13 protein-coding genes are annotated in these 13,112 nt (G+C 72.7%); 8 read left to right on the top strand and 5 right to left on the bottom strand.

Annotated features, from left to right (window positions below; genetic code table 11):
* The coding region (locus ABZ914_RS33645) for an ABC transporter ATP-binding protein (protein ID WP_500198206.1) at positions 1 to 383 on the bottom strand (383 nt) is incomplete at its 3' end.
* Between the two features lie 134 nt (positions 384 to 517).
* Here ABZ914_RS33645 and ABZ914_RS33640 point away from each other — a divergent pair.
* The 4 genes from ABZ914_RS33640 to ABZ914_RS33625 all read left to right on the top strand — a co-directional run bounded on the left by ABZ914_RS33640 (position 518) and on the right by ABZ914_RS33625 (position 6,517).
* Complete coding sequence (locus tag ABZ914_RS33640) at positions 518 to 1,813, top strand: sensor histidine kinase (protein ID WP_500198205.1); 1,296 nt, start codon at positions 518 to 520, stop codon at positions 1,811 to 1,813.
* A complete protein-coding gene (locus tag ABZ914_RS33635) occupies positions 1,762 to 2,421 on the top strand; it encodes a response regulator (protein ID WP_500198204.1) in 660 nt (219 codons plus the stop codon). Before ABZ914_RS33640 ends, ABZ914_RS33635 begins: the two co-directional genes overlap by 52 nt.
* 369 nt (positions 2,422 to 2,790) lie before the next feature.
* A complete protein-coding gene (locus tag ABZ914_RS33630; protein WP_500198203.1) occupies positions 2,791 to 4,239 on the top strand; it encodes an MFS transporter in 1,449 nt (482 codons plus the stop codon).
* A 592-nt stretch (positions 4,240 to 4,831) separates the two neighbouring features.
* Positions 4,832 to 6,517: a hypothetical protein gene (locus ABZ914_RS33625; protein WP_500198202.1), complete on the top strand. Its 1,686-nt coding sequence runs from the start codon at positions 4,832 to 4,834 to the stop codon at positions 6,515 to 6,517.
* Between the two features lie 106 nt (positions 6,518 to 6,623).
* Here the strand turns inward: ABZ914_RS33625 and ABZ914_RS33620 are convergent, their stop codons facing one another.
* Together ABZ914_RS33620 and ABZ914_RS33615 are read right to left on the bottom strand one after the other, a co-directional pair.
* Entirely contained in the window at positions 6,624 to 7,280 is a 657-nt protein-coding gene (locus tag ABZ914_RS33620) for an MFS transporter (protein WP_500198200.1), read from the bottom strand.
* A 194-nt stretch (positions 7,281 to 7,474) separates the two neighbouring features.
* Positions 7,475 to 7,936, bottom strand: coding sequence for a nuclear transport factor 2 family protein (locus tag ABZ914_RS33615; protein ID WP_500198198.1), 462 nt, complete (start codon positions 7,934 to 7,936; stop codon positions 7,475 to 7,477).
* A gap of 86 nt (positions 7,937 to 8,022) precedes the next feature.
* On the opposite strand from ABZ914_RS33615, the gene ABZ914_RS33610 reads away from it, so the two are divergent.
* On the top strand, positions 8,023 to 8,592 hold the full coding sequence (locus ABZ914_RS33610) for a TetR/AcrR family transcriptional regulator (RefSeq protein ID WP_500198197.1): 570 nt from the start codon (positions 8,023 to 8,025) through the stop codon (positions 8,590 to 8,592).
* A 90-nt stretch (positions 8,593 to 8,682) separates the two neighbouring features.
* Here the strand turns inward: ABZ914_RS33610 and ABZ914_RS33605 are convergent, their stop codons facing one another.
* Together ABZ914_RS33605 and ABZ914_RS33600 are read right to left on the bottom strand one after the other, a co-directional pair.
* Positions 8,683 to 9,693, bottom strand: coding sequence for a hypothetical protein (locus ABZ914_RS33605; protein ID WP_500198196.1), 1,011 nt, complete (start codon positions 9,691 to 9,693; stop codon positions 8,683 to 8,685).
* Positions 9,693 to 10,271: an RNA polymerase sigma factor gene (locus ABZ914_RS33600; RefSeq protein WP_500198194.1), complete on the bottom strand. Its 579-nt coding sequence runs from the start codon at positions 10,269 to 10,271 to the stop codon at positions 9,693 to 9,695. The genes ABZ914_RS33605 and ABZ914_RS33600 overlap by 1 nt, the downstream gene beginning before the upstream one ends.
* Before the next feature lie 182 nt (positions 10,272 to 10,453).
* Here ABZ914_RS33600 and msrA point away from each other — a divergent pair, with 182 nt between their 5' ends.
* From msrA to ABZ914_RS33585, 3 genes are all read left to right on the top strand, one after another.
* On the top strand, positions 10,454 to 10,960 hold the full coding sequence (msrA, locus tag ABZ914_RS33595; protein ID WP_500198193.1) for a peptide-methionine (S)-S-oxide reductase MsrA: 507 nt from the start codon (positions 10,454 to 10,456) through the stop codon (positions 10,958 to 10,960).
* A gap of 323 nt (positions 10,961 to 11,283) precedes the next feature.
* Positions 11,284 to 11,793: a hypothetical protein gene (locus tag ABZ914_RS33590; protein WP_500198191.1), complete on the top strand. Its 510-nt coding sequence runs from the start codon at positions 11,284 to 11,286 to the stop codon at positions 11,791 to 11,793.
* Positions 11,794 to 12,213: 420 nt separating this feature from the next.
* Positions 12,214 to 13,038 carry an L-type lectin family protein gene (locus ABZ914_RS33585; RefSeq protein WP_500198190.1) on the top strand — a complete coding sequence of 275 codons (825 nt, stop codon included), beginning with the start codon at positions 12,214 to 12,216 and terminating at the stop codon, positions 13,036 to 13,038.
* Positions 13,039 to 13,112 lie beyond the last annotated feature (74 nt).

The following is a 13,112-nucleotide window of genomic DNA, read 5'->3' as shown; positions in this document are numbered from 1 at the left end:
GCCTCCAGCGCGGCCCGCACGGCGCGCCGGTCGGGGCGGTGCCCGGCGAGCCGCAGCGGCAGCCCGACGTTCTGCTCGGCGGTCAGCGCGGGCAGCAGGTTGTACGACTGGAAGACGAACCCGATCGTCTCGCGCCGCAGCCTGGTCAGCGCCGACTCGCGCAGCCGCGACAGGTCCCTGCCGTCCAGCGAGACCGCGCCCGCCGTCGGCCGCTCCAGCCCGGCGGCGCATTGCAGCAGCGTCGACTTGCCCGACCCCGACGCGCCCATGACGGCGGTGAACGACCCTTCCGCCAGGCCCAGCGTGACCCCGTCCAGGGCGGTGACGGCGCCGGGGCCCGTCCCGTAGGTCTTGCTCACCGCGGTGAGCCGAACGATGTCCATGCCTCCAGGCAACCGGTGCGGCGGTGCCCGGGTCGATCAGCCGTGCCACCGTGTTCGGGGTATGCCTGTCCTTACCCCCGGCCCTCACCCCAGCCGGATGGGCGGCTCCCGAAAACCGCCTCTATTCTGGCGCGATGGAGGCGATCACGGCACTGCGGCGGCGGGGTCTCCTGGCGTCGGCCCGGCCGTGGCGGAGCCTGGCGTACCTGGTGACCAGCTCGGTGCCCGGTGCGCTCGTGCTGACGGTGGTCGTGGCCGTGCTCCTCGTCGGCGGGACGCTGGCCTCGGTCGCCGTCGGGCTGCCGATGCTGGCGGCGCTGGCGTTCGCGGGCGTGCCCGTCGCCGCGTTCGAGCGGTGGCGGCTGCGCTTGGTGGACTCCGGGCCGATCGCCGACCCGCACCGCCCCCCGGACCGTCCGGGCGTGGGCGGCTGGCTGGCCACCCGGGTGCGGGAGGCCGCGACCTGGCGGGAACTGGGCTTCGCCGCCCTGCTGGCCACCGTGCTGTGGCCGCTCGACCTGGCCGTGGCCGCCGTCGGAGTCGCGCTGCCCGTCGCGCTGCTCACCGCGTGGATGCCCGTGCTGTCGGGCGGCCGCCGCGGGCTGTGGCCGGGCGTGGCGATCCACACCCCCGTCCAGGCGCTGGCGGCACTGCCCGCGGGCGTCGTGCTGCTGGCGGCCGGCGCCTACCTGCTCACCGGGGCGGCGGCCGCGCGGGCGGCGCTGACCCGGCGCATGCTCGCGCCGCGTCCGGACGAGGCCGCGCGGCTGCTGGCGGAGGTGGCCGGGTCCCGCGCCCGGCTCGTCAACGCCTTCGAGGCCGAGCGCCGCCGCATCGAGCGCGACCTGCACGACGGTGCGCAGCAGCGGCTGGTCGCGGTCGCCACCAGCCTCGGGCTGGCGCTGCTCGACCTGTCGCCCGGACCCGCCGCCGACCACGTCGCGCACGCCCACGGCCAGGCCCGGCTGGCGCTCACCGAGCTGCGCGAGCTGATCCACGGCATCCATCCGCAGGTCCTCACCCAGCACGGGCTGGCCGCCGCGGTGCAGGACGCCGCGGACCGCTCGCCGGTACCGGTGGACCTCGACCTGGACCTCGCCGGCCGGCTGCCCGCACCGGTGGAGGCCACCGGGTACTTCGTCGTCTGCGAGGCGCTGGCCAACATCGTCCGGCACAGCGAGGCGGGCCGCGCCTGGATCACCGGAGGCCGGCGCGGCGACACGCTGCTCCTGGAGATCGGCGATGACGGCGTCGGCGGCGCCGACCCGGCCGCCGGCACCGGGCTCACCGGCCTGTCGGACCGCCTCGCGGTCGTCGGCGGCACCCTCACCCTGTCCAGCCCGCCCGGGGGCCCGACCCTGCTGACCGTGGAGCTGCCATGCTGCGAGACCGCCACCTCCGCGTCGTCCTCGCCGAGGACGGCGCCCTGATGCGTGACGGCCTGGTCGCCGTGCTCACCCGGTTCGGGCACCAGGTCGTCGAGGCGGTCGCGGACGCGCCCGCGCTCACCGCCGCGGTCGAGGCGCACGAGCCCGACATCGTCGTCACCGACGTGCGCATGCCGCCGACCCAGACCGACGACGGCCTGCGCGCCGCGATCGCCCTGCGCGAGCGCGACCCGGATCTGCCCGTGCTGGTCCTCAGCCAGTACATCGAGGCGGCATCGGCCGGTGAACTGCTCGACTCCACCGACGCCCACGCGGTCGGCTACCTGCTGAAGGACCGCGTCATCGACGTCACCGACTTCGCCGGTGCCGTGCGGCAGGTCGCCGACGGCGGCACCGTCATCGACCCGGAGGTGGTCCGCCACCTGCTGGGCCGCCGCCGCGACCCGCTGCGGCGCCTCACCCCGCGCGAACGCGAGGTGCTGGCCCTCATGGCCCAGGGCCACTCCAACGCGGCCATCGCCCAGTCGCTCACGGTGTCGCCCGCCGCCGTCGGCAAGCACATCAACAGCCTCCTGGCCAAGCTCGACCTCCCGCCCGACGCCGACGTGCACCGCCGCGTCCTGGCCGTCCTCACCTACCTGCGCTCCTGATCCGGCGAACACCCGCCCGTCCTAGGCGGTCGGCGAGGCGGCGAGTTCGCTGAGAAGGGCCCGCGTCCTGCCGCCCGCGGCACTGTCCGGTCGGCGGCTTCGGTGGCGCGCTCGCCGTTGATGCGCTCGGTGCCGAACTCCGCCCCACCCATCTCACCACCTCCCCTCGAAGTGGGAAGCCGCTGCCGTCGTCGAAATGTCGCTGGGCTTCCCTACACTCGCCGCATGGGACGCGACGTGCCGGTGCGCAGCCGATCAGCGGCTTTCGGTGAGTTCGGGGACGGCACAGGCATATGGCCGCGTACGTGCGGCCCTGCGTTGCCGCATCAGCCAAAGGCAATTGCTGCAGAGAAACAGATCTAGACGGCAATGGTCACGGGCCTTTCCCTCGACTCTCCACCTGCGCTGTCGTCGCGCGGGCGGACCGTTGTGCTGTTGACCTGCTGCTTGAGCGTGGTCGTGGCAGGGCTGGACACGACGATCGCCAATGTGGCGCTGCCTTCGATCCAGAAGGCGCTGCACGCTCCGGTCAGCGGCCTGCAATGGGTGGTCGACGCCTACACGCTGGTCATCGCGTGCCTTCTGATGTTCTCGGGTTCGCTGGCCGACCGGTTCGGCCGGCGCCGGGTGTTCCAGGTCGGGCTGGGGTGCTTCTCGCTCGGTTCACTGCTGTGCGGCCTCGCGCCCTCGCTCGGGTCCCTGGTCGCCTTCCGCGCGCTCCAGGCGGTGGGCGGCTCGATGCTGAACCCGGTCGCGATGTCGATCATCGCCACCACCTTCACCGACCCGAAGGAGCGCGCCCGCGCCGTGGGCGCCTGGGGAGCGGTGGCCGGTCTGGGCGGGGCGAGCGGGCCCGTGCTCGGGGGCCTGCTGGTCAGCGGTCTCGGATGGCGGTCCATCTTCTGGGTCAACGTGCCGATCGGCGCCCTGGCCATCTACCTGACCCAGCGGTTCGTCCCCGAGTCCAAGGCGGCGCGCGGCAAGCGGTTCGACCCCCTCGGCCAGTTGCTCGTCGTCACCTTCCTCGGCCCGGTCACGGCCGCCGTCATCGAGGGACCCCGGCACGGCTGGAGTTCGCCGTTCATCATCGGACTGTTCGTGCTGGCCGCCGTCTCGGTGTTCGCGCTGGTCGTGACCGAGTCCCGGCGCGCCGGGCCGCTGGTGGACGTCCGGCTCTTCCGCAGCCCGGCGTTCTCGGGCGCGGCGATCATCGCGCTGGTCGCCTTCATGACCCTGGGCGGCTTCCTGTTCCTCAACACCCTCTACCTGCAGGACGTCCGCGGCTACAGCGCGCTGCACGCTGGCCTGCTCACCATCCCGATGGCCGCCGCGCTGGCGGCATGCGCGATGATCTCGGGCCGCATCGTGGCCGCCCGGGGTCCCCGGCCGGCGCTCGTGCTGGCCGGGCTGCTGCTGACGGCGGGAGCGGGCCTGCTTCTCGGCGCCGGGCGCGAGACGGGGGCCTGGTACCTCGTCCTCGCCTATCTGCTCTTCGGCGCCGGCTTCGGCCTGGTCGGCACCCCGATCACCAACACCGCCCTGTCCGGGATGCCGCGCGACCAGGCCGGGGTCGCCGGAGCGATCGCCTCGACCTGCCGCCAGACCGGCGCCGCGATCGGCGTGGCGGTGTGCGGCTCGATCGTCGCGGTCGGGTCCGCCGGGTTCCTCGCGTCGAGCCGCACCGCCTCGGCCGTTCTGGTCGGCTGCGGCGTCACGACCGTGCTGCTCGGCTTCGCCTCGACCGGACGCTGGGCGCGAACCCGAGCCGAACGCAGCGGCCAACGGTTCGGCACCCACGCTGAGGAGACGACTCACTAGCCGCGGTGCGGCCGGCCGCTCGTCGAGAACGCCGCCCCACTGGCGCAGAGGCGTAACCGCGTGGGCGGCGGCCTGTCTCCTCAATGACCCGCTATTGAGGGCGACCGGTCCGCACCCATCGGGCTGATCCGGATTGAACGACCGGCTGACGTCCGGGATTCGGATCTCACTCGTGTCCGTTCCCGGTCACGTTGTCTCGACGGGCGGGCGCGGGACGGGCGGGTCCGTAACGTTCAAGTGTGGCCGACCGGCACGGCGCGAGCCTGGGGCGGGGTGATCCGAGCGGCGGGCCTCCCCGCTTGAAAGTGCCCGTGACCTGCGAATTGTCAGATCCGACGTGGCGCGGCGCTCCTCCTTGGTCGAGTGGGCGCCACAACGGCGCCGGGAACCGAGAGGAAGCCACGATGAGCGCTGGTTTCACCGAGGCGCTTGTTCTGTCGGTCGTGTCCGGTCTCCTGGTGGAGCTGGGACACGACCTCTTCTTGCGATTGGTCAGGCGGTCGTCGCGACCGGGCCTCGTCCGGCGGCCGGGTGCCGCGGGGCCGGCCTCCGCGGGGCGGCGGTGCGACGAGCCGGAGCGGGGGCGGGTTTCATGAGCGTGCGGAATTCCGGGGACGGGAGGCTCGACCGGGAGCGCGAGTCGCTGCTCCTGTCGGTCATCCTCGAGGGCCGGGACGCGGGGGGCATCACCGCGCCCGAAGCCGTCATCGAGCTGCTCCAGGGGCACCGTCCCGACCTGGAGCGGATCTGCTGGACCCGGTTGCGGCGGCATCCCGGTGTCGTCGAGGACGCGATGCAGGACATCGCGCTGGCGCTGCTGGACGCCCTGCGGCAGAAACGCGACAAGCGGCAGTCGATCGACGACTTCGGCAAGTACGCGCGGACCACGGCCATCAACACGTGCATGCGCTACACCACGTCGGCGCGGCAGGCCCCCGTCGCGCTGGACGACGTCGATACCGCCGATCCGTCGGGCTTCGACGACCTGTTCCGGCGGGTATGGAACGGCCGTGCCCTGGCCCTGATCGACGAGGCCGTCGATCAGCTGACGCCGCGGACCCGGGAGATCGTCCGGGACCTGGTGCTGCGCGAGCTCGCCGGAGTGCCCGCCAAGGCCGGCGGGACCGCGGCCTCCGTCTACAAGGCCCGCAGCAGGGGACTCCGCCACGTGATCGCCGCGCTTCGGGTGAGGCTGCGCGGCGAACTCGACCCCGGCACCGCCTGCGACGCGCTGCGCGAGCTGCTCGACGCGGCGGAGGACGGGCGGACCGAGGACGGAGGGCTGCCCGCGACCTCCCTGGAGGAGATCGCCAAGCATCTCCATACCTGTTCGCGCTGCAAGGACCAGGAAGACAGGCGCATCTTCGCCGCCCTCCGCGCGCTGCCGTTCATGCTTTCGCCGCGAGCCGCCGAACGGCTGGACGCACGGATCCGGCTGGTCTCGGCCCGGACGTTCGCATCGGCCGCGAGCACTCACCGGCAGCCACCGCCGCGCACACGGCGCCGGTCTTCCCGGGCCCGTCCGTCCCGCCGCCCCGTCCCCAGGCCGAGGGCGCCGCGTCCTCGCCGCAAGGACCGCGGGCTGACCACCCTGTTCGTCCTGCTGGTACTGGTCGGTGCGGGCCTCGCGCTGGGCCGCTGGTCGCCCGCCGTCCGGGAGGCGTTGCCGCGCCTGCCCGCCCTGCCCGGCGCCTCGCCCGCCACCGAGCACGAGCGGCCTCTTCCCCAGAGCGGGCGTCCGCAGGAGGGAAGAACGTCCACCCCGAAGCACGAGACCACCAAGGCCGAGCCGAGCCGGCGGCCACGGACGGGAGACGGGCAGAAGGGCGACGACCGACCGCCCAAGGACTCGAACGGCAACGACGGCCAGGACCCGAACAATGGCCAGAACCCGAACGACGACCAGAATCCCAACAACGAGCAGGACCCCCACAACGGTCAGGATCCGAACGGCGGCCAAGGACCGGACGGCGGGGACGGTCCGCCCGCGCCGCGCACCCTGACCATCAACCTCGACGCCGGGGGCGGCGGGGACGCGACCCGCTACCTCGACATCACCGTCGCCGGGACCCCGGCGGGCACCTGCGACGCGCCGGCCACCTGCACCTTCCCGGTGCACGACGGCGACGAGGTCACCTACGTCCACACCCCGGAGCCCCACGAGAACCCGGCCGGCGACTGGACCACCGGCCGTTGCCCGGGATCCGCCGCCACCGTTCCGTGCACCTTCACCATCGACGGGGACGTCACCGTCAACCTCCAGCTGCCCTGGTCATAGCCTCGACCGCCGAAGGACGGCCCCCGCCTCCACCGGCGGGGGCCGCACGGCGCCGACGCGGAGGCGCGGTGCGGGGAAAGAAGGGTCGGCGCCCGATCTCCACCGCTCAAGGGCGGGGCCCAGGCGGCGGGTAGGGCGGCGGCATGTAAGGCGTCCCATAGGGGGCCGGACGGACGGGCCGGCGAGTCACGAGCAGCACGATTCCGGCGACGGTGCTGGCCGCCAGCGCGGCGAGCAGGAGCGGTTCCGCGGCCAGGAACGTCCAGCGCCAGCTGAGCGCGTCCGCCATCGCCTGATCGACGAACGGGCCGCTGAGCAGCGCGAGGAACCCGGCGGCCGCCATCACCGCGGCGACCGGCCACCGCCGGTCGCGGAGGCGTCCCACCAGCATGGCGGTCGCTCCTACCGTCGCGCCCGCGCCGACCCCGCCCAGCGAACGCCCCGCGGCCAGCATGCCGGTGGCGTTGGCGAAGGCGACCAGCAGCGCGCCGAGGATCATGATGCCGATCGCGGGGGCGGTCACCGCCGTCGGATAGCGGCCTCCGAGCAGAGCTCCCACCGGAAGGGCCAGGACGGCCGCGACCAGGTAGGTGACGATGACCGCCGAAGAGAAATCCCCCTGGCTCAAGGCCAGGGCCGGAGCCATCGGGGAAACCAATCGGGTTCCCATGCCGGGAGCGCTGAAGCGATGCGTCCCATACGCCGCGGTGACCAGGAACAGGCCGACGATCGTGGCCAGTCCCGGGCCGATCAGCGTCCACAAGGGGCGATCTCCGGCCGGCGGTGTGTCGCTTCGCGTCGGTTGCTCATACTGCATCTGGACCGGCCCTCAGCACGAAGATGTCAACGATGAATACCCGTTCGCGCCGACCCGTGCCAGTGCACAGGGCAGCCGTCATGGACGGCGCGTCACCGATTATCCATACGTTTGCGCCATCCGTCATTAACGCTGATGCGCTACTGGAGCGGGATGTCGATTCCGTATTCGCTCTCGGGGCGGGGGCCGTGGATGCGCCTGTCGGCTTCGTTGATGGCGATGTCGTTGATGCTCGCCTCGCGGCGCCGCATGAGGCCGTGGTCGTCGAACTCCCAGAGTTCGTTGCCGTAGCTGCGCCACCACCGGCCTTCCGCGTCGTGCCACTCGTACTGGAACCGGACGGCCATCCGGTTCTCGCGGAATCCCCAGAGGCTCTTGCGCAGCGCGTAGTCCAGTTCGCGTTCCCATTTGCGGGTCAGGAACGCGACGATCTCGTCGCGGCCGGTGATGAAGGCGTCCCGGTTCCGCCACACCGAGTCCGGCGTGTAGGCCGACGCGACGCGTTCGGGATCGCGGGTGTTCCACGCGTCTTCAGCCGCCTGGACCTTCTGCAGGGCCGTCTCCCGCGTGAACGGCGGGTAGGGCGGACGATCTTCCGGCATGGCTGCCCCCTTGGTTGAGAACGAGCGTTCTCCATCGATGGGCGCTACGCTAGAGAACCATCGTTCTCAATGTCAAGGAGGCGTGGGTGCCCGCCCCGATCACCGCCGAGCAGACGCGGTCGGACCGTGAAGCCCTGCTCGACGCGGCGGAGAGGCTCTTCTACGAGCGGGGGATCCAGGCGGTCGGGATGGACGACGTCCGCGCCGCCTCCGGCCTGCCGCTCAAGCGGATCTACCGGATCTTCGCCGCCAAGGAGGACCTCGTCGTCGCGATGCTCAGGCGGCGCGACGAGCGGTGGAGGGGAAGCCTGGCCGCCCACGTGGAACGGGTCCCCGATCCACGCGAGCGCGTCCTCGCGGTCTTCGACTGGCTCGCCGAGTGGTTCGCCGAGCCGGGCTTCCGCGGCTGCGCCTGGATCAACGCCCACGGCGAGCTCGGCCCCTCGTCCCCGGCGGTGCTCGCCGAGGTCCGGACGCACAAGCGGGCCTTCCATGACCAGATCGCCGCGTGGGTCCGCGCCGCCGGATCGCCGGCCGTCGAACCGGTCTTCCTGCTCGCCGAAGGGGCCATCGTGACCGCCGGCATCACCGGCGACCCCGCCCCCGCCCGCCACGCACGCACGGCCGCCGCGACGCTGCTCGGCGCACCTGCATGAACCTTGAGCACCGAACCCCCGAAGCCGTCGCCGCAGAGACATGGCGGGCCCCGCCGCGGGGGGGGGGCCGCACGGTTACCCGGGAGCGGGTCAGAACCTGCCGGCCTCGATGTCGGCGAGCGTGACCCGGGAGGTGTGGTAGTAGATCGTGCTCGGCCGGACGCCCGAGCCGCTGCTGGTCATGGCGATGGGACGGCCCGTCCCGGCGTCGATCACCAGCTCCTCCGCCGACCCGCCCGCGGTGGGCCAGCCGTTCGCCAGCGTGAGCGTGGGGTGTCCGGCGGTGGTGGTCTTCGTGACCCTGACCTTCGGCATCGACGCCATGATGCGGAGCACCCCCGCACGGACCTGCGTGTTCTCCGGCGCCGCGATGAGCGCGTCGACGGCGTTCGTCCAGATGTGGTTGTCGGTGATCTCCTTCTGCTGCGCGGCCGTCGGCGGCTTCGGCGGCACGTACTTCTCGCCGCGCGCCTTGGCGATGGCCTTGAGCTTCTCGATCCTGGCCCGATCGGGGTCGGGGTTCGTCCCGGGGGCGATGTTGGCAACGGCCATCCGCGCGCGCGCCTCGCCGACGTCCCCCTTCACGGCATAGAGGGCCGCCGCTATGTCGCGCTTGAACAGGTCGTCGCCGCCGTCCTTCCTGACGACGGCCCGCCGCAGCGCCCTCTTGTCGTTCCCCCAGTAGTAGGTGCCGTCGTCGGTGTAGAGGCCGATGCCGTTCCGGCCCAGCTCCGCGCTGGTAGGGGACTGGTTGCGGATCTCCAGCGTCGCGTTGCCCGGCGCCTTGGCCCGCAAGGGCGAGATGTCCGCGGCCAGCTCGGCCAGGACCGGGTTCGCCGCCACCGCCTTTACGGGAGGCTTGCCGGGCGCCGACGTGGACGTGACGACCAGCACTCCCGCCGCGGCCGCCGCGACCAGGGCGGCGGCGCCGAGACCCACCGCGCGGCGCCTGCTCCACCGAGACCGCGGTGCGGGCGCGGCCTCCGGCGTCCCCTCGACGGCCATCGCCGCCCGCAGCACGGTCCTGGCCTCCTCATAGGCGCGCGGACGCGGCGGCTCCGCGTTCCCCAGCCCCTTCAGCAGGTCCATCTCGTCGATCATCAGCTGGTCTCCTTGATCGTGTCGCGCTCGGTCAGCAGCGCGGCCATCCCCGGCGCATCCCGGAGCGCCATGCGCGCCTCGTGCAGGTGGCGGCGGGCCGTCCCGGGCGGTATGCCGATCGCCCGCCCCGCGTCGGCGACGGTCAGGTCCTCCCAGACGACCAGGGTCAGGATCTCCCGCTGCTGCGGCCCGAGCAGCGCCAGCGCGCGCCGCAGCACCGACTCGCCGTCGACGCGGTCGTCCACGGCCGCCCACGGGTCCCATCCGGGCTCCAGCCCGGCCGCGTCCGCCACCGGCCGCTCCACAGGCCGGGACCGCCAGTGCCGCCGCAGCGTGTTGTGCGCCACGCCGAACAGCCACGGCCCGGCGTCGGGGAAAGAGCGGTCGTAGGACGCGCGGGACCGGAGCGCCGCCACCCACACCTCGCCGAGCAGGTCCTCGGCCGCGTCGCGGCCGACCCGCCGCGCGAGATAGGCCCCGACCGCCGCCTCATGGCGCTGGACCACCGCGACGAAGGCGTCCTCGTCGCCGTCGAGCGATCGGGCGATCAGCTCCGCGTCTTCCGGACCGGATGTCATGATCCTCCTCGTTGTGGATCGCCTTACATCCGGCTATTGCCGGCCGGCGGCGTGAAGCGTTCGGTGCTGGTCAGCGCCCCGTCCTGCGCGGCTGCGGGCCCGCCGGCCACCAGGGGCCCCACCGGAATAACGTCCACGCGCCGCCTGCTGTAATCATCGACAGAGGACACGAGGGAGAGAACATGGCAACCGAGAGGGCCCTGCTCGCGGGCGGCTGCTTCTGGGGGATGGAAGAGCTGTTCCGCCGGCAGCCCGGAGTGGTCTCCACGCGGGTGGGCTACAGCGGCGGCGACGTGCCCAACGCCACCTACCGCAACCACGGGTCCCACGCCGAGACGATCGAGGTCGTCTACGACCCCGACCGGACCGACTTCCGGGCGCTGCTCGAATTCTTCTTCCAGATCCACGACCCCACGACCCTGAACCGGCAGGGCAACGACATTGGCACGAGCTACCGGTCCGCGATCTTCTACACGTCGGACGAGCAGCGGAAGGTCGCCGAGGACACCATCGCCGACGTTGACGCGTCCGGCCTGTGGCCGGGCAAGGTCGTCACCGAGGTGACCGCCGCCGGCGACTTCTGGGAGGCCGAGCCGGAGCACCAGGACTACCTGCAGAAGTACCCGAACGGGTACACGTGCCACTTCCCCCGCCCCGGCTGGAAGCTGCCGAAGCGGGCCGAAGCCTGACACCATGGGACGGCGCGGGCGTCCGCCTGCGCCGTTCTCGGCATGCGCCGGCCGGCATCCTTCGCCCGGCACGACTCCGGCGGCTCGCCGACCCCGCGAGCGGCCGAGAGCACCACGTGACCTCCTAGTCGGCGTCCGTCCCGTCACGAGCTGCGCATTGCGCAGCTTTTTGCTGTCTTGAGGGTTCCGGCAAGGGACGCGAGCCGACCGTGGCGCCGCTTGGGCGGGCCGGTGACCGGATGCGGCGATGCTCTCGTGCGAACGGGACCCCTTCCGTGCGCGTCATAGCGGGTGCCGGGGCTCCCCTCGCACGAAGGACACGCATGTCACAGCGGAGAATGAGCCCTGCCGGCGCCCTCGTCACGATCGTGGTCTGGCTCGCCGTAGCCCTCCTGCCCCTGCTCTACGGCCTCTCGGACGCGCGGCTTGCGTTCGGTCTCACCGGCACGCCCGGCACGGCGACGGTGGAGCGGTGCGTCGACTACGGCTCGGGCGAGGACGAGCGCACCGAGTGCCGCGGACGCTTCGTCCCCGACGACCGCGGGACGGCCGCCCGCACCGTCGGGCTGCCTCCCGAGTCGGACGAGGGCGAGAGCTTCCGGGCCCGCCTCCAGCCCGATGGCGAGCGGGCGCGGCCCGCGGACCTCAAGGGCCGCCTGTCCGCGCTGATCCTGCCCGCACTGGGCCTGCTCTTCCTGATCCCCATGCCCCTGGGGCTGGCCTACGTGCTCGCCGGCCGCCGGCCGGGGCGGCCCCTGCGCTACCTGACGGCGGGCTCGGCGGCGCTGCTGGGCGGCGTCTGCCTGGCGGGCCTCGTCGCCTCCAACCTGTAAGGGCGAACGGGTGACCTTCTCATGGCACGACACGCGTTTTCGTCATGATCGGTCGCGCCTATCTCCATGACTGAGGTAATGAGCGGCTTCCCGGGCGAATTCGTGGTCACATGACTGTGGCAGGCGGCGGTGCGAAACTCGCACAGGGGAGTCGGCGATATGAGAAATGGGGCGCTTCGCGTCGTCGCGTCGATCGCGGTCGCCATGACCGCGACGGCAGCCGCGTCCGACGGGCATCGCTCGGCGGTGCACAGGGAGCCGGGAGCGCTACTGGTGGGCGAATCGTTCACCGGCGAGCGCGCCGACCCGCGTTTCATCGGATACGGGGCGGCATGCCTGACGGGCGCGCCGCGCGGACAGGCCCCGGCGGAGGCCACGAACCATCCTCTGGGAGGGTGCCGCCGGGATCCGGTCGGTCCCGTGCCCCCGGGTGACGCGGATCCGCACGGGTATCTGCAGCTCACCGATGCCCATGTCGAGCAGACCGGCGCGGCGCTGTTCGACTCGCCGATCCCGGCCGGGGAAGGGCTGGAGGTGACCTTCGAGCAGTGGCAGTACGGGAACACCACGCGGGCGCCCGCGGACGGGATCTCGTTCTTCCTCACCGACGGCGCCGCGCGGCTCGCCACACCGGGCGCCTTCGGCGGAAGCCTCGGCTACGCCCAGAAACTGCCGGACGACAACAGCGAGAACCAGGTCGTCCCGGGGGTCGACGGCGGATATCTCGGTATCGGGCTCGACGTGCTGGGAGATTACTTCGGCGACGGAGAAAGGCGCGGAAACGGCTGCGAGCGGCGTTCTCCGGCCGGCACGGTGCTCCGCCGACCCGCTCCGGGCCCCAATGTCGTGAGCGCCCGCGGCCCCGGCAACGGGAGCGCCGGCTACTGCCTGCTCGCCGCCACGACGGGGAACGCGACTTCCGACGGCCCCTGGCCGTCGACTCTTCCCGGCCGGCTCCACGGCGAGCTGAAGAGGATGCCTTCCGGTGCGACGCCCGAAGAGGGCGAAGAACTGCTGGAACCGCTGAAAAGGACCGTCCGTGTCAGGGTGTCGCCGCCGCCCGAGCCGATGGCGACGGTCGACGTCGACTTCCAGGACGGACGGGGCTTTCGGCAGGTGCTCCGGTTCCCCGCGCCCCGGCCGGTCCCGGACACTGTCAAGCTCGGCTTCGCCGCGTCCACGGGACCGCAAACCGACGTGCAGCTCATCCGGCGCCTCACCGTGCGGACGGGCCGCTCGAACTGAGGCCGCCCCGCTGGGGCACGCGTCGAGTCGGCCACGTGCCGACCGGCCCTGCCGTCCCGCACGCCCGCTGCTCG

It is taken from the genome of Spirillospora sp. NPDC046719, assembly GCF_040645715.1.
GTDB lineage: Bacteria > Actinomycetota > Actinomycetes > Streptosporangiales > Streptosporangiaceae > Spirillospora.
This window is presented reverse-complemented; position numbering and strand designations above follow the sequence as displayed.